General features: G+C 59.7%; 22 protein-coding genes. 19 read left to right on the forward strand and 3 right to left on the reverse strand.

Annotation, left to right across the window (positions count from 1 at the left end):
* Positions 1 to 21: 21 nt before the first annotated feature.
* A complete protein-coding gene (locus tag LOC68_RS12585) occupies positions 22 to 483 on the forward strand; it encodes a carboxypeptidase-like regulatory domain-containing protein (protein ID WP_230219033.1) in 462 nt (153 codons plus the stop codon).
* 98 nt (positions 484 to 581) lie between these two features.
* Here the strand turns inward: LOC68_RS12585 and LOC68_RS12590 are convergent, their stop codons facing one another.
* A complete protein-coding gene (locus LOC68_RS12590) occupies positions 582 to 2,252 on the reverse strand; it encodes a sigma-70 family RNA polymerase sigma factor (protein ID WP_230219035.1) in 1,671 nt (556 codons plus the stop codon).
* Between the two features lie 538 nt (positions 2,253 to 2,790).
* Between LOC68_RS12590 and LOC68_RS12595 the strand changes: the two genes are divergently transcribed.
* Positions 2,791 to 4,206 (forward strand): hypothetical protein, encoded by a 1,416-nt coding sequence (locus tag LOC68_RS12595; RefSeq protein WP_230219037.1) that lies wholly within the window; start codon positions 2,791 to 2,793, stop codon positions 4,204 to 4,206.
* Between the two features lie 6 nt (positions 4,207 to 4,212).
* Here the strand turns inward: LOC68_RS12595 and LOC68_RS12600 are convergent, their stop codons facing one another.
* Positions 4,213 to 4,779, reverse strand: coding sequence for a hypothetical protein (locus LOC68_RS12600; protein ID WP_230219038.1), 567 nt, complete (start codon positions 4,777 to 4,779; stop codon positions 4,213 to 4,215).
* Between the two features lie 756 nt (positions 4,780 to 5,535).
* On the opposite strand from LOC68_RS12600, the gene LOC68_RS28535 reads away from it, so the two are divergent.
* Both LOC68_RS28535 and LOC68_RS12610 read left to right on the forward strand, forming a co-directional pair.
* Positions 5,536 to 6,711: a hypothetical protein gene (locus tag LOC68_RS28535; protein WP_230219040.1), complete on the forward strand. Its 1,176-nt coding sequence runs from the start codon at positions 5,536 to 5,538 to the stop codon at positions 6,709 to 6,711.
* A gap of 132 nt (positions 6,712 to 6,843) precedes the next feature.
* Positions 6,844 to 7,863, forward strand: coding sequence for an ROK family protein (locus LOC68_RS12610; protein WP_230219044.1), 1,020 nt, complete (start codon positions 6,844 to 6,846; stop codon positions 7,861 to 7,863).
* 4 nt (positions 7,864 to 7,867) lie between these two features.
* Here LOC68_RS12610 and LOC68_RS12615 read toward each other — a convergent pair whose 3' ends face one another.
* Complete coding sequence (locus tag LOC68_RS12615) at positions 7,868 to 8,302, reverse strand: hypothetical protein (RefSeq protein ID WP_230219046.1); 435 nt, start codon at positions 8,300 to 8,302, stop codon at positions 7,868 to 7,870.
* A 198-nt stretch (positions 8,303 to 8,500) separates the two neighbouring features.
* Here LOC68_RS12615 and LOC68_RS12620 point away from each other — a divergent pair, with 198 nt between their 5' ends.
* The 15 genes from LOC68_RS12620 (at position 8,501) to LOC68_RS12690 (ending at position 23,016) form a co-directional block, all read left to right on the forward strand.
* The gene (locus LOC68_RS12620; protein WP_230219048.1) at positions 8,501 to 8,980 is read left to right on the forward strand and encodes a hypothetical protein; all 480 of its coding nucleotides are present in this window, start codon (positions 8,501 to 8,503) and stop codon (positions 8,978 to 8,980) included.
* Positions 8,958 to 9,398 carry a hypothetical protein gene (locus LOC68_RS12625; protein ID WP_230219050.1) on the forward strand — a complete coding sequence of 147 codons (441 nt, stop codon included), beginning with the start codon at positions 8,958 to 8,960 and terminating at the stop codon, positions 9,396 to 9,398. The genes LOC68_RS12620 and LOC68_RS12625 overlap by 23 nt, the downstream gene beginning before the upstream one ends.
* 71 nt (positions 9,399 to 9,469) lie before the next feature.
* On the forward strand, positions 9,470 to 10,510 hold the full coding sequence (locus LOC68_RS12630; protein WP_230219052.1) for a site-2 protease family protein: 1,041 nt from the start codon (positions 9,470 to 9,472) through the stop codon (positions 10,508 to 10,510).
* A gap of 29 nt (positions 10,511 to 10,539) precedes the next feature.
* Complete coding sequence (locus LOC68_RS12635; RefSeq protein WP_230219054.1) at positions 10,540 to 11,190, forward strand: hypothetical protein; 651 nt, start codon at positions 10,540 to 10,542, stop codon at positions 11,188 to 11,190.
* A gap of 51 nt (positions 11,191 to 11,241) precedes the next feature.
* The gene (locus LOC68_RS12640) at positions 11,242 to 12,093 is read left to right on the forward strand and encodes a sugar phosphate isomerase/epimerase family protein (protein ID WP_230219056.1); all 852 of its coding nucleotides are present in this window, start codon (positions 11,242 to 11,244) and stop codon (positions 12,091 to 12,093) included.
* Positions 12,094 to 12,112: 19 nt separating this feature from the next.
* Positions 12,113 to 12,868 (forward strand): SMC-Scp complex subunit ScpB, encoded by a 756-nt coding sequence (scpB, locus tag LOC68_RS12645; RefSeq protein ID WP_230219058.1) that lies wholly within the window; start codon positions 12,113 to 12,115, stop codon positions 12,866 to 12,868.
* Positions 12,869 to 13,043: 175 nt separating this feature from the next.
* Entirely contained in the window at positions 13,044 to 15,161 is a 2,118-nt protein-coding gene (locus LOC68_RS12650) for a hypothetical protein (RefSeq protein WP_230219060.1), read from the forward strand.
* 128 nt (positions 15,162 to 15,289) lie between these two features.
* Positions 15,290 to 16,228, forward strand: coding sequence for a hypothetical protein (locus LOC68_RS12655; protein WP_230219062.1), 939 nt, complete (start codon positions 15,290 to 15,292; stop codon positions 16,226 to 16,228).
* A 74-nt stretch (positions 16,229 to 16,302) separates the two neighbouring features.
* Positions 16,303 to 16,902 carry an anthranilate synthase component II gene (locus tag LOC68_RS12660; RefSeq protein ID WP_230219064.1) on the forward strand — a complete coding sequence of 200 codons (600 nt, stop codon included), beginning with the start codon at positions 16,303 to 16,305 and terminating at the stop codon, positions 16,900 to 16,902.
* A 7-nt stretch (positions 16,903 to 16,909) separates the two neighbouring features.
* Positions 16,910 to 18,115, forward strand: coding sequence for a molybdopterin molybdotransferase MoeA (locus LOC68_RS12665; protein ID WP_230219066.1), 1,206 nt, complete (start codon positions 16,910 to 16,912; stop codon positions 18,113 to 18,115).
* Positions 18,116 to 18,227: 112 nt separating this feature from the next.
* Entirely contained in the window at positions 18,228 to 18,665 is a 438-nt protein-coding gene (locus LOC68_RS12670; RefSeq protein WP_230219068.1) for an ester cyclase, read from the forward strand.
* Positions 18,666 to 18,750: 85 nt separating this feature from the next.
* Entirely contained in the window at positions 18,751 to 20,469 is a 1,719-nt protein-coding gene (lnt, locus tag LOC68_RS12675; RefSeq protein WP_230219070.1) for an apolipoprotein N-acyltransferase, read from the forward strand.
* Positions 20,470 to 20,886: 417 nt separating this feature from the next.
* The gene (locus LOC68_RS12680) at positions 20,887 to 21,711 is read left to right on the forward strand and encodes a hypothetical protein (RefSeq protein ID WP_230219072.1); all 825 of its coding nucleotides are present in this window, start codon (positions 20,887 to 20,889) and stop codon (positions 21,709 to 21,711) included.
* Entirely contained in the window at positions 21,689 to 21,901 is a 213-nt protein-coding gene (locus LOC68_RS12685; protein WP_230219074.1) for a hypothetical protein, read from the forward strand. Before LOC68_RS12680 ends, LOC68_RS12685 begins: the two co-directional genes overlap by 23 nt.
* 95 nt (positions 21,902 to 21,996) lie before the next feature.
* Entirely contained in the window at positions 21,997 to 23,016 is a 1,020-nt protein-coding gene (locus LOC68_RS12690; protein WP_230219080.1) for a rod shape-determining protein, read from the forward strand.
* Positions 23,017 to 23,105: the final 89 nt, after the last annotated feature.

The following is a 23,105-nucleotide window of genomic DNA, read 5'->3' on the forward strand; positions in this document are numbered from 1 at the left end:
CGTTTCCTGGGATGTTTTCCAATGAACTCGTTTTCCAATCGCCATTTCCTCTCGGCGATGCAAAAGGGAGGAGTCGTCGCGCTGCTGATTTGCGGCGCCATTGGCTGCGGCCATACGCCACGATCGGGCATGACCCGCGGCGACGTTCAGGTCGTCGTTAAGTCGGGGGAAACTCCGCTCGATGGAGCGCAGATTGACCTCTCCAATCCAGAAAATGGGGAAGCGTACGGCGGCACGATCGACGCTGCCGGAATCGTCCATGTCGATGACGTGGCGATCGGCCACTACATCGTGACGCTCTTGCCGCCGGACGGAACTCCGCCGGTACCAGGCCTCGAAACGACGCCGGCGCCCAAAGCGAATTGGAAGCTGCATCGCCAGTTCCAACGGCCCGAAACGACGCCGCTGCGTGCTGAGGTGATCGAAGGGCTTAACAAGTTCGAGTTTGACGTCGAATCGTTCCCAGCGCCCAAGCGGAGATAGCCCGGCAACAAGCAGGCGCCATGACAAGAAACAAAAAAGCCAGAGACCTTAGTCTCTGGCTTTTCGCATTTTCGGAGAAGCGAACGACGCCTAGAGCGTTAGTTCACTTCGGGAATGTCGAGCTTCGCTTCCTGGGCGGCGACTCGCAGCTTGTTGAGCGCTCGGGCTTCGATCTGGCGAATCCGCTCTTTGGTGACGCCCAACTCGGCGCCCACTTCTTTCAACGTTTGCGGTTCGTGATCGTGGTCCAGGCCGTAGCGGCGGATGATGATCTTTTGCTCGCGTTCGTCGAGCCGATTCAAAATCCGCTGAATCTGGCGTTCGCGCTGCTGCTGCATCGCTTCCTGCTCGTACTGATCGCTGCGGGTGTCGACCCGACCCTGGAACAGTTCGTCCAAACTGGTGCGGAATCGATCGCGATGCTTGAACTCGACCGGAATCGTCCGAGCGAAGTTCTTCATGATCGCCCAGCTGCAGTACGTGCTGAACTTGTTGCCACGCGAGTAGTCGAACTTTTCGACCGCCCGGATGAGCGACATATTGCCGTCGCTGACCAGTTCAAAGAACTCGTCGGCGGCGCCCAAGTGACGCTTGGCGATCGATACGACCAGACGCAGGTTCGACTGCACGATCTGGTTTTTCACGTCGACCGCCGCTTCGTACAAGCGTTCGATTTCGTCCATGACGCTCGCCTTGGCTTTGCTCGCCTCAACGCCGTCACGCAACTTCGCCGCTTTGTACTTCAGGTAGTTGAACTTGCGGAACAGGTGGTATTCCTGCTCGCGGGTCAGCAAGGGAGCTTCGTACAGCGAAGCGAGATACGAGGGCAAACCGGACGGCGGTCGCGTACGACGGGTCGCCGTTTCGGCCGCGGGAAGCGGGCCCAGGATCTCGTCTTCCATACTCGCATCGTCGAACACCTCGTTGTAGATGAAGTCGAGCGGCAGCTCTTCGATGTGAGTTGCACGGACTTCATTCACGACGCGATAGACGCTGTTCTTGGTCCGATGATAACGCTCGGCCAGACGATCGACCGAAGTCCCGTCGCGATAGGCCTGGAAGATCCCTTCCTTGGCGTCTTCGCTGAGCGGACCGGTCGAGCGCGGGAAGACCGCGGTCTCGGCGTTTTTTTCATCGTAGTTTTTCAGCGTGTAGCGAATCGTCTCGACGCTACGACCCATGCGGGAGGCGATGCGGCGAGCCACTTCCGAAGGACCGCCGCCGGCGCGAGCCAGACGTCGGGCACGTTCGATGATTTCGTCTTTTTCCTCTTCGGTCAGCTGACTGAATTGCCGGCCCCGTTCGATCCGTTCGGAGTTGGTCCGGACGAAGCGTTCGACGCTGCTCTTCAGGAAGCCGACGCGTTTGCGTCCTTCAAACAGGAAGCGGCGGCTGACGAGGCCTTGGGCTCGCCAACGAGAAATCGTTTTGGTCGAAACGTTGAACTTGCGGCTCAAGTCTTCGACGGTCAGCACTTCTTCCCCGGCCAATTCGACCGGAATGTCGGCCGAGTCGGAGAGGTCTTCGACGAAGAGACGAAGGTCGTGCTGCGTTTCGGCGCCTTCGACCGTTCCCTTCGGATTGTCGTCCGGGCGGAAATCGGTGATGCGGTAGTAAAGATATTCGTAGGGATAGGTTTTCTTCGGGTCGATTTCGCTCAACAAGCGCTCGGCTCGGTTGGCCTGATCCACCTTCTTATCGCGCGGCGCGAATCGGACCTGTTGGTCGCGAAACCGTCGCAAGCTGTCGGATTTGTAGTTCGTATTCACGGTGTCCCTCACTAGGTGAGCTGCCAACAGCGACTATCCCTGCGAGTTACTCGCACGCGTCGGACTTTGGTGGTGCAGCGTCCTTCCCGGACGCACGTCACTCAAGCACTGGGACTGAAAACCTGCAAAGCAGGGGCCTCTTTCCTGTCAAAATGCTTGTCGCAGTCGAAAAGATCTAAAATTTCACCTCGTTTTTATTAGTGAACCTTAAGACTATTCGTCAGCGAATTGTTCATTGGTTTATACGCAGATAAGTGCGAAAAGGTTGCGGAAATGTTCGCAGTTTTTTTCAAGTTCGCGTTTGGGATATGGGAATTCTGGGAAAAGAGCTGATGAGGTAGGAACCGTTAAACGGTCGCCTGAATTAACTTTACGTCAATTTTTGGCTTCCGGTTCGTTCGCTATCTCACAAGCCCGTTTTCGTCAACTATTGGAACAACCCCAACATCCCGCCCAATCTGTTGGATTTGGGCGCCCGATTTTGACGATCCTAACGAAGGATCACTTCTTTCTAGCGCGCCCACCGGGATTTCGTTACATGAACTTCGATGCACGAATCGCACTATTCGTTTCGCTTTCCTTTTTCGCGCCGGGAATTTCCGCAGCGGCCGAACAAAGCGTCGAAATGAAGGTGGATCCCGCCACCCAAAACCGTGTCGTGAAAGTAGTTATGGAGGTGGAAGGGACCGTTCGCGTCAATCCGGACGGAACCAAACTTCGCGAATTTCCGATGGCGCTGACCGGCACCCTCCAATATGACGAACGAATCCTCGGTTCGGGCGCTCCGATTGCGGCCATCCGCAAGTACGACGAAGCCTGGGCCGACATGAAGCTCAACGGCCAGGATGAGCGGACGACGCTCCCTGCTTCGAAGACGCTAGTCGCCGCCGAGCTGGATGGGGGCCGCCAAAAGTTGTTCCTGCCGGAGGGGCATTTCACCCGCGGCGAACTCGATCTGATCAATGTCCAATGCAGCAGTTTGCTAGCGGGACATTTCCTGCCGAAGACCAAGGTCAAAGTTGGCGACGTCTGGACCTTTGAAAACGACCGCCTGGCCGAGCTCTTCCTGCTCGACGCCGTTTCGCAAAATGACATGAAGGCCAAGTTGATCCAGATCACCGACACCCAGGCCAAGATGGAACTGAACGGCACGATCGCTGGCGCCGCCGGCGGGGTCGCGACCGATCTCTCGGTGAAAGCCAAGATCAACTTCAACCTGGAACATAAGACCGTCGAGTGGGTCGCCGCCGCGATCGACGAAAACCGCGCGATCGCCCACAACGCTCCTGGCTTCAAAGTTAAAGCGGTCATCCGAATGCTGTCGCAACCGGTCGAAGCCCCGGTCGCCGCTCTCTCGGACGCGCAACTGGCGAAGGTCGACCTGACGCCGAACTCCGGCAAGATGCTGCTCAGCTACGAGTCGAAAGAAGCAGGCTTCGGTCTGCTGCTGGAACGGGACTGGACGATGATGAGCGAAACCGGCAAGCAGTCGGTCTTCCGTCTGGTGAAGCAGGGGGACCTGATCGCCCAGTGCAACGTGACCCACATCAGCAACCTGAAGGCGGGCGAACAAATGACGCTGGAAGCGTTCCAGCAAGAGGTGCAGAAGTCGCTCGGCAAGAACTTCGGCGAGTTCGCCGACGCCTCGGAAGGGGTCACCTCGAACGGTCTGCGTCGACTGCGAGTCACCGCGCACGGCGTCGCCGAAAGCATGCCGATCGAATGGATCTACTACCTTTTCTCGGACGATTCGGGACGTCGCTATTCGATCGTCTTTACGCTCGAAACGTCGCTGGCGGAGAAGTTCGCCGAAGGAGATCGCAGTTTCGCCGGCGGCTTTGAGATGCTGGCGCTGCCGGAACCGAAGGCGACCGCCGCGTCGGAAGGCGACGCGGCTGACCAGCCGGCGCTGCGAGCTGCAAAAACGCCGGAAACGAGCGTCCTGAAGAAGTAGTTCCGCTTAGGCGGAGCTCTTCGGCAGCTTTCGCGGAAACGGCGAAGGCTGCAACGGAGGGAGAGGCTGCCCCGTCTCCTCTTCCCAGCCGTGCCGTTCTTCTTCGCTCGCATAGTAGCGAAGCCAAACGTCCGGATTGTCATCCGGCGGTGCGCAGTTGAATGAAAGCGTATGCGACGGCAAGTCGACCATCTTTTCGTACGACGTCAAAATGTCTCGCTTGACGATGCAGTACAGCTGCCGGTCGCTGAGGTGGTCGGTAAAGTCGAGATAGATTCTCTTACTTGCTAGCATTTGAATCGCGTCCCACAGCTGACGATGAACTTCTTCGTCGGAGAGCGATTCAGGATTGGGGAGCTGCAGGGGAGGGGAGAACCACTCGCCGAGCGGCAAAATCGGTGCACGTTCCCAGGCCAGGATGGCGGTCAGGAATTCGTTTTCTACCTGTAGCGGAACGCGTCCGTTGTCCAGGCACGCGATTGACTCGTCGAAGTAGGGCTCCAACTCGTCGCGCAACTGCGCGTTGAGCAGAAGTTGATCGACTTCGTCAGGATGCGGGCGGCGAATTCTCACGTTGGGCAGGCCTTCTACAAAACAGCCAGGCAAATTTCACTTGATGCGCTTCGTGTTGCACGTTCTCCATGACTTTAACAACAACGGATTTCGCTTCAAGATTTTGACGGCAGTTGCCGGGGCAGAATTCGGGCAGTTCTGAAAACCGATCACGTGCGATCGCTACAATCGCGACAGCTTTCCCGTTACAACCGTTTTAACCCGTCGAGATTCAGCGTTTGCTCAAAAGATTTCTGCAAGAATAACTGGACTTGCCGGAGCTAGCGGTCGACTACCGGGGGAGTCGCAGCCAGAGCGCCATTTTTTCCTCGAATTCTTCCCCCTTCCTCTTTCTGCGACCATGACGCCGCCGCGAGGGACTCTCCCCGGGCCGTTTTGACGCCGGGATGGGATCGCTCCAAAAACGGCTTGCCCCGGCAAACTGTCAACAAGTTTTCCCGATATGACGCCCCGGTTTTGCGCGATTTACGTCATCGCCTTTCGCCTAGTCTCGCAGCGCCGTCCCCGGCGTGCTGAACGACGTCTCAAGCGTGATGAACGCCGCTACCTCGTTTGATAGGGGCGATTGATGCGACTAGCGACGCTTTCGCCCCTTGCCGAACGGAAGTAAGGAGCGACAGAGGAATCGTTTGGAATCAAAGCGAGGAGCGGAAATGACGGGACAAACCGTAGAACCTGGGTTGGCGATTGCTAGCCCCGCGTCATACCATAGAAAGCAGAGAGCTCACTGATCTCGCTCCCCAGGCAGCCAGCGTTGTGCCCTACGTTCAGCCCACCCAACTCATCCGGCAGTTACATCTCGCCCCGAATCAACTGGTGATGGCAGTCACCGGCGGCGGTAGCGAAGCGATCAGCAGCTTGCTGCAAGTTCCCGGCGCGTCGCAAACCTTGCTCGAGGCGATCGTTCCTTATTCCGGCGTCGCTCTGGCCGATCTGCTCAAGCGACCGCCGGAACAATACTGCAGCGAGGCGACTGCCCGCGCGATGGCGGTCAGTGCGTTTCTTCGGGCGCGCAAGTTGTGGCGAAAAGCGGCGGCGACCGGAGCGGTGAGCGGCGAACAACCGCCGCTGATGGGCGTCGGATGCACCGCCAGTCTGAAATCGCACCAAACGAAGAAAGGCCCGCATCGCGTTCACCTGGCGATTCAAACGCCGGAAGCGACGACGGTGGCGAACCTGGTGCTGACCAAAGAAGCTCGCACGCGCGACGAGGAAGAGAAGCTGACTTCGGAGCTGATTCTCGATCGCATCGCCGCCGCGGCCGGCCTGACCGAAACGATCCGGATTAGCCTGCTGCCAGGGGAACAGATCGACGAAACGGTCTATCGCGCCCAACCAAAGTGGCGAGAACTATTGCAAGGCGATATCCGCGCCTGCATCGGTTCCGGCGAACCGGCTTCCCCCGCCGATCATTCCGGCGCGATCATGTCAGGCGCGTTCAATCCGCTGCACGAAGGTCACCTTGAGATGGCGGCGGTCGCCGAGCAGATCTTGGGTCGCCCGGTTGAGTACGAGATCTCGATCGAGAACGTCGAAAAGCCGCCGCTCGACTTCGGCGAAATGGCCGAGCGAGTCGACCAGTTCGAGCCGCCGCAGCGTTGTTGGTTGACGCGGGCTCCGACCTTTGTGGAAAAGGCGAGGATTTTTCCGGAAGCGACCTTTGTGGTGGGCGCCGACACGATCGTCCGGATCGCGGACACTCGGTACTACAACGACTCCGAGAAAAAACGGGACGCCGCCATCCGAGAATTTACTGAACAAAACTGCCGATTCTTGGTTTTCCCCCGCCAAGTGAAAGGGGAGTTTCTGACCCTGGAAGAGATCGAACTTCCCACTGCTTTGCGCAGACTGAGCGATGGTGTCAGTCCCGAACTGTTCCGCGCGGATATTTCGTCCACCGAAATTCGTCGCCGCCTCAGCGAGTTGGGTTAATCCCAGTTCCGCACTCAATTTTGATGATTGTGACTCGGCGGGCGCTTGCCTATAGTAGCTTTGTCCTTCTGGTTCCTCGAACCGGTTGCGGACGACGAATTTGCAAGCGCCTTTCTGGACGATTTCCCACCCGTGACGACTCCTCCCTTCTTCTTCGGCGTTGATGTTGGCGGCACCAACATCAAGATCGGCCTGGTAGACGACGAAGGCCGTACCCTGGCCTACAAGAAGATTGCGACCGACGAACATCACGGTCCGGCCAGCGCTATGCGGCGCGTCGGCGTTGAGTTGCATGCGATGCTCGCCGAAGTGGGACTGACGATGGCGGAAGTCGCGTCGATCGGTTTGGCGACTCCCGGGACGATGGATCTGGCCAACGGCAAGCTGCTCGAAGCGCACAATCTGCCGCACTGGTTCAACTTTCCGATTCGCCAAGCGCTGGAAGAAGAGACGGGCGCAACCGTCGTGCTAGCAAATGACGCCAACGCCGCCGCCTTTGGCGAGTATTGGCTTGGCTCGGGACGCGAATTCCACAGCATGGTTTTGCTGACGCTCGGCACCGGCGTCGGCGGCGGCATCATCGTCAACGACGCGCTGATCGAAGGAGATCACGGCTTCGGTTCGGAATGCGGCCACATCATCATCGACTTCAATGACGACGCGCGTGCGATTCCAACCGGACAGCGCGGTCACCTCGAAGCCTACGCCAGCGGCACTGCGATCGTGAAGCGAACGCAAGAGGCGATCGACGCCGGCGAAAAGAGCTCGATCATGGCCCGCATGAACAACGGCGAAAAGCTGACGCCGCTCTTGGTCGCCGAAGAAGCGGAGCGCGGCGACGAACTCTCGTTGTTCATCGTGATGGAAACGGCGCGCTATCTCGGCATCGGCGTCGTCTCACTGATGCACACGATCGATCCCGGCGCGGTCGTGCTCGGCGGTGCGGTTAACTTCGGCGGCGCCGATTCGCCTCTCGGTACGATGTTCATCGAACGCGTTCGCGAAGAAGTCAAACGCCGCGCGTTTCCGGTTCCGGGCAAGAAGACGGCGATCCGCTTCACTTCGCTCGGCGCGAACGCCGGCTATCTCGGCGCCTGCGGTCTGGCGCGTCAAGCTTACCTGCGCGATCATCAAACGCCGGTTACTTCGTAGTCGGCTACTCTTCCAAGAATCGGAAGTGATAAAACCCGACCGCGTTGATCTTGGGCTCGGGGATCGCATCGCTCACTCCTTTAGCGATCGCGTTGCGGACCGACTCTAGTTCCGGCTCGTTCAACTGCGAGCGGGTGAACTCGCGGATGTTCAGGATGATGCCGTTGCGGAGGCGATGCTCTTTCAAGGCGAACTCGGCCTGGAACGCTTCTAGCTGATACTTCGGCATGATCACGTAGGCGTGGAAGTCCAACATGATCGTGCTGTTGGTCTTGTCTTGCGGAATCGTGATATCAAACGAACCAAGATCGAACTCGGCCGGGTCGGTCGGTTTCGGCAGGTTTTCTACGTCGCGAAACTGGATCGGCACTTCGCCGCAACCAGATGCGACGAGGAGCCAACAGATCGCGGCGAGATAGATTCCGCTTCGAGTCATCACTTTGCCCATCCAACAGAAAACGCGCGGTACGTTTACTAATGTAGAACGTCATTTGCGCGAGGCTTGGCGATGCGACCGGCACAACCGTTACAACCGCGACTTTGGGGGAAAATCCGCTTCCCATCGCTGAATTGCGATCCATATTTCCAAGTCGTCCGACGGGACACGTCTCTTCTCTTCTCTCAATTCGAAAACGTCATGTTCAGCTTTTCGTTGCACAAACTGCTTTGGCTGATCGGCGGTCTGGCCGCTTTGGCTTCGGCCTTCGGCTGCGGTTCCAATAAATCGCAGAAGACCACCTTCGAACCTTGGATCGAAGAGAAGGTGAGCTGGGTCGAGATTGAGTTAGGAGAGTTTTCGATCACGGTTCTCGCGGCGGACGATCCGACGCGGATGCCGAACCTCGATGAATACCAAGACAGCGTCGCGATTCACTTCAGCCTTCACTGCCTGGTCGATCCGGCCGACGAAGCGAAAGTGAAAGAGTTGCTGGAAACCAAAAAAGGGCGGCTATCGGACGAAGTGATTCGGACATGCCGCAACGCCAACCTGATTGACCTGGCGGATCCGGAACTGCGACTAGTCCGCGCTCAATTGCGAGACTTCTCGGATCGGTTGATCGGGCAAAGCTTGATTAAGAGGTTCGTATTCACCAATGTTACGCTCGAACGCTATTAATCCGCTCTTGTGGATCGCCTGCGTCTGCATGGCGCTCGCCGCCGGCTGCGCTACCGAGTCGTCGGCCGAATTGGCCGAGGCGGAAATGGAGAACGCGCCCCCCATCGAAATGGAGATCGGCGACTTCCGCTTCCGCATGTCGGACCCGACCGCCGGCACGACGACCAAGTTCAACTTCACCCTGTATGGACTGGTGCCAGCCGATCAGGTGGAAGACGTCAAAGTGGCGCTCGTCAGTCGTGAGCAGCGTCTCCGCGATCGCGTCCTGCGTACCGCGCGGGAAACGAGCGCCGTTGAACTGGAAGATCCCGATCTGCAGATGTTTCGCAAGCGGATGCTGCTCGAGGTTAATCGCGAGCTGGGAGAAAAGTACTTCCAAGAGCTCTATCTCGACCGTTATTGGGTGAAGACTCGCTAGTTGAGACGCCCAGGTCAGTTTCGTGCCGCCGCTCACTCGCCGCGGCCGGCGAGTTTGCTAAGATGACAGGGATGACTGACAGCTCCCCCCCTGAACCGACGCCGCACGAAACGCTCGATTCGTATGAATCGGTAGCGACCGCTCCGGCTGTTCCCCGCGCTGAGACGACGCCGACCAAGGCGCCTCCGCGTCCGGTTCGTCAGCGCCGCGTGCTGCTGCCGATTGTGCTTTTCATCGCGACCTGTCTGTCGACGTTCTTCGTCGGCTGGACTCGTTGGCAACCGACGATGTTGATGGGGGGGATGGTCGACGCGGAATACGATCCGCTGCTGTCCGATCCGCTGGTCGAAGGTATCCGTCTCGTTCAGCGCAACGTGAGCGTCAGCGATGGCCTGATCTACATGGCCTGTCTGCTAGCAATCTTGTTCGCCCACGAGATGGGGCACTTTCTGATGACGGTTCGCTACCGGATTCACGCCAGCTTCCCCTACTTCATTCCAATTCCGATTTCGCCGATCGGCACGATGGGCGCCGTGATCGGGATGGATGGATTGAAGGCGAATCGCAAACAACTGTTCGACATCGGCTTGGCCGGACCGCTGGCCGGGTTGGTCATCGCCGTGCCGGTGTTGTATGTCGGCATCGGGCAGCTTGATCTAACCAAGACGGCGCCGTCGTCTTATTCGCTCGACATTCCGCTTGGCCTGGCCATGGCGATGTCGTGGTTTCAGGTCCCCGGCTACTCTTTTGGCGATCCGGTCGCGCAAGCGCAGCTGAATCCCTATTTCATGGCAGGCTGGGTCGGCTTGCTCGTCACCGGTTTGAACATGTTGCCGATCAGTCAGCTCGACGGCGGTCACGTCGCCTACACGCTCTTCGGAAAGTGGTCGTATTATCTGGCCTGGGGCGTGATCATCACCGCAGTCACCGCGATGACGCTTGGCGCCGGTTGGACTTGGATCTTGATGCTGATTCTGGTGCTGTTAATTGGCCCGGCTCATCCGCCGACCTCGGACGACACAGTGCCGATCGGACCGCTCCGCTGGACCATCGGCTTTTTGTCGCTGGTGATTCCGATCCTTTGCTTTCCTCCTCAGGCGATCATCACGTAACGCCGCGCTCGGCGCCGCCACAGTTACGCATGAACTACTTCGCACACGGCCGACTCTTTCTCGATCGCCCTTACTTTTTGGCTGGCACGGCGGTCCCCGATTGGCTGAACGTCGTCGATCGCAAGATGCGAGCCCGGTCCAAAGGAGCTTTGCCGCATTGCGAATCGGACGAGCCCTGCACCGCCGAAGTGGCCCGCGGCATCGTCCAGCATCACCAGGACGACGATTGGTTCCATCGGACGAAAGCGTTCGGCGAACTCTCGTGGCGGTTCACCGTCTGGATCCGAGACCAGGTTGGCGCCGACGACGGCCTCCGTCCCAGCTTTTTGGGGCATATCCTGGTCGAGCTGCTCCTTGACGCCGAGCTGGCTGAGCGAAACCCTGGTTTGCTCTCGGCCTATTACGACGCGTTGGCGAAAGTGGAGCCGGCGAAGGTCGAAACCGCCGTCAATGCGATCGCTACCCGCAGCAGCGATCGGCTGGCCTGGTTCATTGAGCGATTTCTGGAAGTCCGCTTCCTGGAAGACTATGCGGACGATGAAAAGCTGACCCTCCGCTTGAATCAGGTCCTCCAGCGCGTCAAACTACCGGCACTGCCGAGCGGCTTCGCTCCGCTGCTGCCGACGATGCGAGCGGAGGTGGCGGAACATTACGACGATTTGCTTTCCCCCCGAAGCTGACTCTTCCCTATCGATCCGCCCCGTTGAAACGAAAAGACTTGGAGAACACCCATGAAGTTCGGCATGAACCTGCTGTTGTGGTCCGGCGATCCCGATGAGAGCCTCTTGCCGGTGATCGAGAGCCTGAAAGAAATGGGCTTCGATGGCGTCGAAATTCCGCTCTTCAATCTCGATGTCGACAAGTGGGGCAAGTATGGCGAAAAGCTGAAGGACCTCGGTCTCGCCTGCACGGCGGTCACCGTTCGTAACGAAGGGGACAACCCGATCAGCCCCGACGCCAAGATTCGCGCCGAAGGGGTTCGCCTGACCAAGCAGACGCTCGATTGCTGCCAGGCGCTCGGCGCCGAGACGCTCGTCGGCCCGTATCACTCGGCGATCGGCATCTTCAGCGGCAACGGTCCGACCGCCGACGAATGGAAATGGGGGGTCGATTCGATGCGTCAGGTCGCCGAATACGCCGGCGAAGTGAACGTGATGCTGGGGGTCGAAGCGCTCAATCGCTTTGAAACCTACCTGCTGAACACGCACGCCGACTCGGCTCGCTTCGCACGGGAAGTGAATCATCCCAACTGCAAAGTGATGTACGACACGTTCCACTCGAACATCGAAGAAAAAGATATCGCCCAAGCGATCCGCGATTGCTCCGACGTGCTGCACCACGTCCATATCTCGGAAAACGATCGCAGCACCCCGGGCCAAGGGCACATCCACTGGGACACCAACTTCGACGCGCTGAAGGAAGTCGGCTACGACGGCTGGATGGTGATCGAAGCGTTCGGTCTCGCCTTGCCCGAAATCGCCGCCGCGACGAAGATCTGGCGTAAGATGTTCTCGACCGAACTCGACCTGGCGAAAGAAGGGCTCGCCTTCATGAAGGGCGAAGTCACCAAGCGTTGGGGCTAAGACCTCTGTAGAGTCGCCTATGAGCAGCAGCGAACTTCCACCGGATGACGACGACTTCGGCGACGACCTGGACGAAGGGTTGTCGCTGGAGAAGCTGAGCGCTGCGTTCGCTGCTGCGATGGGAGGGGACGAGCCGTACGAGTCCGGTGAGGAAGAAGAGCCGGCCGAAACGGAAGAAGAGGACGAATCGTCCGAAGAGGCGGTCGCCCGCGTTTTGGCGACCGAAGAAGAGCCGGACGACTGCGAGCTTTCTCCCCGCACGATCCTCGAGGCGATGCTCTTTGTCGGCAGCCCCGACAACTCGCCTCTGTCGGCCGAAAAAGGCGCCGCCCGGATGCGCGGCGTCGCCGTCGACGAAATCGCCGACCTGGTCGAAGAGCTGAATCAGGCCTATCGCGAAGAAGGTTGCCCTTACGAGATCGTCTCGTCTGGCGGCGGCTTCCGGATGTCGCTCCGCGACGACTTCGGACGACTGCGGGAAAAGTTCTACGGCAAAGTCCGCGAAGCGAAGCTATCGCAGCCGGCGGTCGACGTGCTGGCGCTGGTCGCCTACAACCAGAACATCACCCGCGAAGAAGTCGACAAAATGCGGGGCAAACCGAGCGGCCCCCTGCTCAATCAACTGGTCCGCCGCGAACTGCTGCAACTCGAGCGGACCGGCAAGGGAAAAGAGAAGCAAAAGACCTACTCGACGACCGACCGCTTTCTCGAAATGTTCCGCCTGACGTCGCTCGAAGACCTGCCGCAACCGCAGGGATTGGATTTGGAGGATTAGTCCTCCCCGCTTTGCACAAACGGTTTTCGCCCTAAGTGCTAGCACCGTACGGAATTGATCTTGGCCAACGCGGGGGAGTCGCTATACTCCGCCGCGCCTTATTTTCTCGCTCTGCGCTGCGCATGCGCCAGCAGTCGCGGGCGTACTGACCAAGTTGCAATTGAGGACAGTTCCCATGTCCATGGCGAAAACCAGTTTTGTCATCCTCGTTTGTTTCGCGATTGTAGGGACGTTTTCCGCGCTGCCGCTGCGTGGCGAAGAAACTCCGTCCGCTGCTGCGCCGACCGATTCGGGACAAAACGACGTTGCGCCCACGCCGACTCCCAGTACGTTCAGTTCGCCCAATCGGTTGCCTCAAGCGCCGGAAAGCGGCGAATCGGTGCTGCGGATCAAAACGCCGCTCAACAAATACCCTGACACGAAAAAGAGTTCGACGTCGAGCGACGGTCCGCTGAAAATCTCGCGAGTAATCGACGGCGACGCCGCGAAACCGAAACCGACGCCTCCAGAACCAGTGGCGACTCCGGTCGAACCGCAACCGGCTCCTCCGGTCAAACCGGCTCCGGCCATGCCCAAACCGGAACCGGTCGCGCCTGCTCCGGCGCTCACGACAGCGGGCGGTCTCTCGAAGTTGGTCGCCGGAGAGTCGCAGCTAGGCCAAGTGATCGAGCTCTGGGGCGCGCCTGTCAGTCAATCGATCGTCGACGGACGCAAATTGCTGGTCTTCAACACAACGGGCTTTGAACGAGCCGAAGCGACTTTCCAAAGCGACACGCTCGAATCGCTCTTCCTGGTTCTAAAGGCGCCAGCGCCGGCTGACCAGGTTCGTCAACAAATGTCGATCGTCGAAAGCGAAGGGGCGAAAGTCCACGATGAGTTCGGCGTGTTGCTTGGTCTGGTTTTTCCGGAACGAGGCGCCTTGTTCAGCTTCGCGCCGCAGGAACGACAGTTCCTGGTCGAAAGCGTCGTCGTCCAACGACCGACCGCCGAAGCGTATCTGATTCGCGCCAAGGGTTACCCGGCCGATCGGATTGAAGCGAAGCTGGCCGACCTCAACGCCGCCATCAAGCTGGAATCGTTCAACGCCTCCGCGTGGCACGAGATCGCGCTGCTGAAGCGTCGCCTGGGCCAACTGCCCGACGCTTTGTCGGCCGCCCAAACTGCCGCCTCTGGCGCCGGCGCCAAACCGGAATACCGCCTGACCCGTGCGTTGATCCAAGCCGAACTGGGCCAATATGACGACGCGTTGAACGTCTCCAAATCGATTGCCGAAAACGTCGCGCTGCCGAAGGAAGTTCGCGCTCGCGCGTTCTGCCAATGGGGCGACCTGGTCGCTCGCGGACCGAGCGAAGACGTCCGTTCCGCCCTCTCGCATCATCAGACGGCGATCAAGCTGGCGGCCGAAGAGATTCGCAATCCGCTCGACGACGTTCGTCGCGCCGCGAAACTGGTTCTGGTCGACGCCCACCTGGCGGTCGCTTCGGACCTGGCCGCCGGTCAGTGGCAGAATCGTGAATTGACCGTCCCCAAGTGGGTCGACAGCACCGACGCCTTCGTCACCAACCTGGTTGAGAAAGAAGGGTTCTCGCGGGAGCTGGAACTCGCTCGTTTGCAGAAAGCGATCGCCGCCTACAACTACTTCGAGTCGACTTACGACACCAGCGACTCGGTCGATGCGATTTTGAGCGTCGGTCGCGAACTGTTGTCGCAAACGAAAGATCCCTCGTACCAGGTCGTGGTCGAATGGGAGATGAGCCAGGCGCTGATTCAAGCGGCGACCATCGAGCAAAACCGGGGCGAGTTTGACGACGCAATGCGAATCGCCCGCGAGACTGCCGCACTGTTGGAGCATGCGACGCAAACGCGTCAGCTTTCGATCGGCGACCGGATGACGCTCGGCAACTTCTACTTCCGCGTTGGCGCCGCTCAGGTCGTCAGCAAAGGCGATCACGAAGAAGCGATTCAGTGGTACGCCGACGCGGAGAAGCAGTTCAAGCATCCCGATCTGGCCAACGTCGCTCTCGGCCAGCGCGGCGAAGCGCTCGCCAGCATGGCCGTTTCGTACTGGGAGTCAGGTCGCCAAGAGCAAGGCCTGGCCCTTACCGAACAAGGCGCTAACCTCCTGAAACAGGGGGTCGACGCCGGCGAAAACCAACTCGATTCGTTGGTCGCTCCGTACGCCAACCTGGTCACGATGTACGAGAGCCAAGGGAACGCCACCAAGCAGGCCGAATACTCCGGCAAGCTGGCCAAGCTGCCGAAACCGGCCGAAGAGCAGACGCCCCGGCGCTAGTCGCGGGGCCTTGAAGCGGGGCTAAATCTACTTCCGGCCGCGGGGGCGATCCCGTATCATGAACCGGACATTTTCCGGTCCATCACCGTCGTTCCGCACCTCCATGGAATGAAGGCCTCGCTTCCCCCATGGTCTTTGAGCACATCGAAAAGCTAAAGCGCGAATACACCGACAAGTACGTCGTCGTCGACCAGGATCGCCCTGAGTTGAAACGCTTCGCGTCGATGACCGGCATCGTTCGAACCGTCAACATGAGCGGGCGAGCGCTGGTCGAGTTCGATGGTCTGAACAACACCGGCTGGTACGACATCAACGTCGACTTTCTGAAAGTGGTCGACAAGCCGAAGCCGAAACCGGTCGCCGAGAAGAAGCCGGCTGCCGAAAAGAAGCCCGCTTCGCCCCAAGCCGGCGCCAGCGCCGCCGATATTCTCGCCGCCGCGCGAGCGAAAAAAGGGGAAGCCCCCGCGAAACCGGAAGCGAAGAAACCAGCGGCCAGCGGCAGCACCGCCGATATCCTGGCAGCCGCTCGAGCCAAAAAAGCCGCGCCGGCCAGCACGGCTGACATTCTCGCCGCAGCTCGGGCGAAGAAAGCCGAAGGTGCGCCCCCAGCCGAGGAGAAGCCCGCCGCCGACAAACCGAAAGCGGCTCCCCTGAGCACCGCCGATATCCTGGCGGCGGCGCGGGCCAATAAGGCCGAAAGCGGCGAAGCTCCAGCAGCGAAACCAGCCGCGGCGCCGATGAGCACGGCCGATATTCTGGCCGCAGCGCGAGCGAAAAAGGCTGCCGCCAGCGAACCTGCGGCCGAAAAACCGGCTCCTGCTGCGATGAGCACCGCCGACATTCTGGCGGCCGCCAGGGCGAAGAAAGCGGCGGCGGAAGTCGCGCCGCCGACCCCACCGGCCGAAGAACCGACGCCGGAACCTGCGGCCCAGGAAGCGGCATCCCAGGAACCAGCGACTCCGGCCGAACCTGTCGTTCCGCCGAAAGTCGAGAAACCGGCTGCCGGCTCGCTGCCGACGACGACCGCCGAGATTCTCGCCTACTGCCGCGAGCATGACGCGTCGTAGTCGGTTTCGGCCGATTGGCGTAAAATGGCGGGGGCTCTGTGCCGATTTTGCCCTCTAATTTGACCGACGCGCCCATGATCTTGCTGATCGATAACTACGACTCGTTCACCTATAACCTGGTTCAGCGTTTGGGTGAAATTGACCCGGCGCTTGATCTTCGCGTCGTTCGCAACGACAAGATCACGGTCGAAGAGATCGAGAAACTGGGGCCGACCCATCTGATCGTCTCGCCTGGTCCTTGCACGCCGACCGAAGCCGGCATCTCGGTCGAGTCGATCCAGCACTTCGCCGGCAAGTTGCCAATCCTGGGAGTTTGCCTCGGCCATCAGTCGATGGGTCAGGCCTTCGGCGGCGTGATCGTCCGAGCCGAGCGTCTGATGCACGGCAAGACCGACGAGATTCATCACGACGACAAAGGGCTGTTCGCCGGCATGCCCAACCCGTTCATTGCGACTCGCTATCACAGCTTGGTGATTCGCCCCGACACGCTCCCCGCAGGCTTTGAAGTTTCGGCTTGGAGCTATCTCCCCAACGGCGAGAAGGAAATCATGGGGATTCGCCATCGTGAGTGGCCGATGGAAGGGCTGCAATTTCACCCGGAAAGCTTCTTGAGCCAAACCGGCACGCAGATGCTAGAGCGTTTTTTGCAAATGACCTCTCCGCAAACCGCATAGAGTTGCGATGATCTCGATTTCTGAAGCGCTCGGCCTGATTGATCAACACGCCGCGCGATTGCCTGCGGCGCCGATGGCGGCTCTCGATGCGATTGGTTGTCTGCTGGCCGAAGATGTCGCCAGCGATATCGACTCGCCTCCGTACGATAAAGCGATGATGGATGGTTACGCCGTTATCGCCGCCGATCTGGCGAGCGGCGTCGCCGAACTGGAAGTGATCGAAGAAATCACTGCCGGCAATGTGCCGACGAAGACGGTCGCACCCTCGCAAGCGGCGCGGATCATGACCGGCGCGCCGATTCCTGAGGGCGCCGACGCCGTCGTGATGATCGAGCTGACGCAAAAGCTGGACGACGGTCGCGTACGGATCGAAGCGCCTGGCATTAGCGTCGGCAAGAACATCATGCCGAGAGCGAGTTCCCTCGCGTGCGGCGTCACCGTCCTGCCAAGCGGCAAACGCTTGCGAGCGCTCGAAGTCGGCATTCTCGCCGAAGTGGGACGTGATCAGGTCACCGTGATTCCCCGGCCTCGAGTCACGGTACTATCGACCGGCGATGAACTGGTCGACGTGACTGAAATGCCGGGGCCGGGACGCATTCGTAACAGCAACGGTCCGATGCTGATGGCGCAGATCGCGGCGGCCGGCGGTTCGGCAGAAGATCTCGGCATCGCGCGAGACGTTCGCGCAGACCTCTCGGCGAAGATCGCCCGCGGTCTGGAAGCGGACATCCTGGTTCTCTCCGGCGGCGTTTCGGCCGGCGTCCTCGACTTGGTTCCGTCGATTCTGGCCGAGCAGCAAGTGACGCAGATCTTTCACAAGGTGAATCTGAAACCCGGGAAACCGATCTGGTTCGGCAAGCGGGACTCCGGCGGCAAATCGACGCTCGTCTTTGGACTTCCCGGCAATCCGGTCAGCAGCCTGGTCTGTTTCGAGCTATTCGTCCGGCGTGCGATCGGTCTGCTCGCCGGCCTGACCGCGAATGATCTTCGCAGCGCCGAAGTCGAACTGGCCGAGCCGTTCGTTCATCGCGGAGATCGCCCGACCTTGTTTCCAGCTCGTTGGGGAGACGCGACGCAGCGAACGGCGACGCCGCTCGCATGGAAAGGGTCGGCCGACCTGGCGGCAATGGGCGCCGCCGATCTTCTCCTCCAATTTCCGGCGGGGGACGCCGAATACCGAGCGGGGGATCGCGTCTCCGCCATCGTTTTGTAGCGCACACCCCTTCAGGTCGGTGACGGTAGTCACCGAAGGTGGTAGGATGGCCGTGATCGACAATAGTCGGCCACTTTCGGTCAATACCAGAGAAATCCGGGGGCAACAACTCATGGAACAGGTCAAGGCGCTCGCACGTCGATGGTTTGAAGAAGTTTGGAATCAGCGCCGCGATGAAGCAATTCAAGAATTAGCCGCCCACGACGCCATCGCCCATCTGGAATCAGGCGTCGTCATCAACGGCGCAGAAGTCTTCAAGTCCTTTCGCGACAACTTGCTGGCCGCCTTGCCTGATATGAAGGTTGAAGTCGAAGCCGTCATCGCCGATGGAGACGCCGCCGTAGTGCGTTGGAACTTCGTCGGCAGCCACAAGGGGGAAGGCTTCGGCTTTAAACCGACCGGCCGCACGATCCAAGCCCGAGGTCTTACCTGGTTTCGCTTCGAAGATGGCAAGATCGTCGAAGGGTGGGATAGCTGGAATCAGAGCGCGACTTTCCAGCGGATGATCGGCGACGATCCGGCGTCCGACTCGGCGTTTCGCGCGATCTGATCAAAATCCGACATGGCCAGCCTGCGGCGAAGCGCCTATCTTATCTCACTCCAGCCGCTCGCTAACTTTCGACGATGGCCGTCACGTGAATGAACCTGAACCTTCCAGCGACCAGACCGCGCCTGCGACCATGTCGCTGCGCTGCGTCGCCGGCTGGAGTCTATTCAGCGCGATCGCGCTTTACCTGGCGTTTCCTCCGGCGGGACTCTGGCCGTTGGCCTGGATCGCTCCGCTTGGTTGGCTCGCGATCGTCCGCGTCGAACGATTGCCGCGTCGTGCTGGCCTGACGCTCTATGCGTCGGGCGCGATCTTTTGGCTCGCGTTGCTGTATGGCGTCGGCAATTCGCACTGGGCGACCCGTTTGTTTGGTTGGCCGGTGTTGTGCGCTTACTTGGCCGTTTACACGCCGCTGTTCGTCTTCACCTGTCGGACGGCGGTTCATCGGTTCAAGCTGCCGCTGACGCTCGTCGCGCCGATTTGTTGGGTCGGTTGGGAATTCGTCCGCGCTCACTTCGCGACCGGTTTCGCCGTCGGCCTGATCGGACATACGCAGGTCGTTCAACTACCGCTGATTCAAATCTCGAATTTGGTCGGCGCCTATGGAGTCAGTCTGATCGTCGTGGCGATCGCCGCTTCGCTCGTCGACGCCGGCGCGCTCGACCGTTGGATCCGACCGCAGCCTTCTTCGCCGTCGCTCGCATATCGAGTCTCGATGTTAGTCGCCGCGGTGGTTTTGCTTCTCGTTTCGCTCGAATATGGACGTCGCCAATTGGCGCAGCCCGAACCAGAAGCGCAAGAGTCGCTCCGCGTGGCGCTCATTCAAGGCTCGATCGACACTTCATTTGACGATCCAACGCAACCGGAGCGGACGTTTGAGCAGTACGTTAAATTGACCGACGAGGCGACGCGCAGCCGGGAAGACCTCGACATCATCCTCTGGCCCGAAACGACCATGGGGAACAACGCGCTGATCGAAGTCGATGGCGTCGTCAACATGCCGCCAGGCGCCACGATGTCGGCGGAACGATATCGCGAGTTGCTCCTCCGTTCGCGCGAAGACTACCTGGCGATGATCGACGAGTTGGCCAATCGCCGCTGGCGGACGCCGCTGTTGCTCGGGACGTCGACCCTGCGATTTGGCGATCAGGGGATGAAAGTTTTTAACTCGGCTCTTTATGTTCCGCTCGATCAGGCGCCGCAGCTGCGGTATGACAAAACGCATCCGGTGATGTTCGGCGAGTATGTCCCACTCGGCGACATCTTCCCCTGGATCTATCAGCTGACGCCGATGGGCGGCGGTTTAACGCCTGGCGACGGTCCGGTAGCGATCGACGTTGGGGACAAAGTGCGGCTGATCCCTTGCATCTGCTTCGAGAACACCGTCCCGCACCTGGTTCGCCGGCATTCGGCGGAAGCAGCCGATCCGACCAAGACCGAGATCCTGGTCACCCTGACCAATGACGGCTGGTTTTGGGGATCGAGCGTTCTCGATCTTCACTTGATCTGCGGGCAATTCCGTTCGGCCGAACTCCGCAAGCCGATGCTGATCGCGGCGAATACCGGTTTTTCGGCTTATATCGATCGCAGTGGCCGTGCGGTCGACGTCGGACCGCGGCAGCAAACAAAAGTGATGGTGGTCGACGTGCCGCTCACCACCGCTCCCCCCACCTTCTACCAGCGCTATGGGGACCTCTTGGCTGGCTTCTGCGGCGGCGTGACGCTCTTACTGCTGGCGGTCGGCGCCTTCTTCGCTTGGCGAAGCCGGAAATCGCCTACTCCTTCTGGTGGGACCGGCGGCCAATAATGGGCCGTTTCGGGTCTGCAGATCCGTCATGATCGAGCGGCATGCCGTGTTTGGCCTCAAGAAGCTTGATTATCGCCGACCGCAAGATTAGTTGTATTCTATAGTTATCACGAAATCGGGCTGTCGATTTCCCGGATGAGTCGGGAAATTCGGCTTTCGGCCGGGCCGAGCCGAAACTTCAGCGTCGATTTTGTTGACACTCAAGAATGGCCACAATTATACTGGGCTTGCAACTTGCGTAATCTCCCCAACTTCCGCAGTGCTTATCCTCATTCGGCATATGCTTTTGCGGCGGTTGTCGAACATCGTGAGTCAGGCTCTTCGGTTGTTGTTCCCTTCCACTTTTCGTAGCGCCTGCGGCGCGTCCCGAAGCGTCCTTTTTCGGGTTTGGCGTGAGCCACAAAGGAGTCGAATTCGATGAACCTCATCGGCAAGATCTTCACGGTACTCATTTTCGTGATGAGCTTCGTGTTCATGGCGTTCTCAGTCGCCGTGTACGCCACGCACAAGAACTGGAAGGAACAAGCCCAGACGTTGACTACGACCAACCAGTCGTTGTCGGCTCGGCGCACCGAACTGGAACAAAAGCTCGCCGAAACGACGCAGATGCTCGAACAAGAGCGAGCCGCGCGTCGTTACGCGTTGTCGGCCGTTCAGGTTCGCAGCTCGCAATTGGAACGCCAATTGGCGACCCTGCAAGCTTCGCTCGACCAGAAGGTGAAAGAGCTCGATCAGAAGGGCGCCGCCCTGGATCAAGCGAGCAAAGTCGCCGTCGCCGCCGAGACTCGCAACACCGAACTCGAATCCAAGCTGCAAACCGCGATGCAGAACCGCGACACGATGTTCGCCAACGTCGTCTCCACGAGCGATCGCGTGCAACAGCTGCAAACCAACGAAGAACGCCTGAAGGAACGTGAAAACCAGCTGGCGACCCAAGTTGCTCGCACCACCCGCGTTCTCAACGCCAACGGCCTGACCGAATTCACCAACGTCGACGGCATCCCGCCGAAGTTGGACGGCCGCATCACCGCGGTCGGCGCCAACAACTTCGTCGAAGTTTCGCTTGGCAAGGATGACGGCATCAGCATCGGCAACACGCTCGACATCTTCCGCGGCGACCAATACCTCGGACGCATTATCATCAAGAAAGTGAGCCCCGATCGTTCGGTGGGAGAGATCCAACGCGAATATCGTAAGGGCGAAGTTAAGAAGGGCGATTATGTCTCCACAAAGCTCGGGTAATCCCCCGAAACAAAAGGTCAACATCTACTCGATGATGTTGATCCTGTCGTTCATCGCCCTGTTGATCGGCGCGATCCTGATGTACATGGAGCTGAGCCGCTTCGGCACGTTCCCACAGTGGAAGGTCTCGCAGGCTGCTCCGGCCATTTCGGTCGCTCTCCCGGCTGCGGGCCCTTCGGCGCTCGGCTAGGTTGGCGCTGGCGCTGGTCGCCGAATTTCGTAAGCTATCGCGGCTGGTCCAAAAACGGACCAGCCGTTTTTTATTGCGCTGAAAGGATTCTCCGCATGATTCGGCTTTCGCGAGAAAACCTGGCGATCGACCTCGGCCCGGCCAACACGATCATCTGCCGCGGCGACGAAGGGGTCGTCCTCGACCAACCGACCGCCGCCGCCGTCCAAACCAGCACCGGCCGGATCTTGCACCAAGGGGTCGCCGTCGGGCGGCTCGCTCAAGCGCTCCGTGATCGGACTCCCAGCGAAGTGTCGATCGCCTATCCGCTAGCACAAGGAAAAGTCGCCGACCCAGTTCTCTGCCAGGCGATGATGCGGCAGTTCCTCAGCAAATGCGCCACACGGCGATCGTTCTTCGGCCCGCATGTCGTCTGTACCGTTCCAAGCGGTTCCACGCTCGTCGAACGCGCGGCTCTGGTCGCTGCAATGCGCGGCGCGGGAGCGGCGTCGGTTGGCTTGATTTTGCGCAGCGTCGCCGCAGCGATTGGCGGCGGAGCGCCCGTCTTGGAAGCGACCGCGGCATGCGTCTGCGAGATCGGCTCCACGCAAACCGACATTGCTGCGACTTGCCTGGGCGAAGTGTTGGCCGAACGTCGTCTTCCCATCGGCGGCAGGACGCTTGATCAAGCGATCGTCGACGCCGTCCGAGCCGATTTCAATTTACGGATCGGCTTAAGCCAAGCGGAGACGATACGGATCGAGTATGGCGCCGCATTTCCCCGTGACGAAGAAACGGCTTTGGAAATCCATGGATCCGATGGCATTACTGGCTCTCCCCGCACTGCCCAAATTACAACGCAGCAACTGCGCGAAGCGCTGCAAAAACCGCTGGCCGAAATTGCAGCTGGGATCCGCGAATTAATCCAACCGCTAGCTCCGGAACTTGCAGGCGACCTCGCGCAGCAAGGAGTGCTGCTCTGCGGCGGCGTGTCGCTGACGCCGGGGATCGCCCCTTTCTTTTCTCAAACGATTGGAGTTCCGTGTCGCGTCGCAAGCATGCCGCGCGAAGCGGCGGCGCTCGGCGCAGGAATTGTTGCGACCGATTCTGATCGCTGGCGCGGAATTCTGCTGTAGAATAACGGACGATCGACGTAACATCTTTTTTGCTGGCATGCGCTTCCTTTGGTGCGTCAAATTGACGCAGGGAATTACGTAACTTTCGC

It is taken from the genome of Blastopirellula sediminis (assembly GCF_020966755.1).
Classification (GTDB): domain Bacteria; phylum Planctomycetota; class Planctomycetia; order Pirellulales; family Pirellulaceae; genus Blastopirellula; species Blastopirellula sediminis.

Coding starts and splice junctions, on each gene's coding strand:
- LOC68_RS12595 (WP_230219037.1), top strand. CDS start 2,791: ATGAACTTCGATGCACGAATCGCACTATTCGTTTCGCTTTCCTTTTTC.
- scpB (WP_230219058.1), top strand. CDS start 12,113: ATGAGCAGCAGCGAACTTCCACCGGATGACGACGACTTCGGCGACGAC.
- LOC68_RS12665 (WP_230219066.1), top strand. CDS start 16,910: ATGATCTCGATTTCTGAAGCGCTCGGCCTGATTGATCAACACGCCGCG.
- LOC68_RS12585 (WP_230219033.1), top strand. CDS start 22: ATGAACTCGTTTTCCAATCGCCATTTCCTCTCGGCGATGCAAAAGGGA.
- LOC68_RS12660 (WP_230219064.1), top strand. CDS start 16,303: ATGATCTTGCTGATCGATAACTACGACTCGTTCACCTATAACCTGGTT.
- LOC68_RS12640 (WP_230219056.1), top strand. CDS start 11,242: ATGAAGTTCGGCATGAACCTGCTGTTGTGGTCCGGCGATCCCGATGAG.
- LOC68_RS12685 (WP_230219074.1), top strand. CDS start 21,689: ATGTCTCCACAAAGCTCGGGTAATCCCCCGAAACAAAAGGTCAACATC.
- LOC68_RS12625 (WP_230219050.1), top strand. CDS start 8,958: ATGTTACGCTCGAACGCTATTAATCCGCTCTTGTGGATCGCCTGCGTC.
- LOC68_RS12690 (WP_230219080.1), top strand. CDS start 21,997: ATGATTCGGCTTTCGCGAGAAAACCTGGCGATCGACCTCGGCCCGGCC.
- LOC68_RS12650 (WP_230219060.1), top strand. CDS start 13,044: ATGTCCATGGCGAAAACCAGTTTTGTCATCCTCGTTTGTTTCGCGATT.
- LOC68_RS12670 (WP_230219068.1), top strand. CDS start 18,228: ATGGAACAGGTCAAGGCGCTCGCACGTCGATGGTTTGAAGAAGTTTGG.
- LOC68_RS12635 (WP_230219054.1), top strand. CDS start 10,540: ATGAACTACTTCGCACACGGCCGACTCTTTCTCGATCGCCCTTACTTT.
- LOC68_RS12630 (WP_230219052.1), top strand. CDS start 9,470: ATGACTGACAGCTCCCCCCCTGAACCGACGCCGCACGAAACGCTCGAT.
- LOC68_RS12680 (WP_230219072.1), top strand. CDS start 20,887: ATGAACCTCATCGGCAAGATCTTCACGGTACTCATTTTCGTGATGAGC.
- LOC68_RS12655 (WP_230219062.1), top strand. CDS start 15,290: ATGGTCTTTGAGCACATCGAAAAGCTAAAGCGCGAATACACCGACAAG.
- LOC68_RS12620 (WP_230219048.1), top strand. CDS start 8,501: ATGTTCAGCTTTTCGTTGCACAAACTGCTTTGGCTGATCGGCGGTCTG.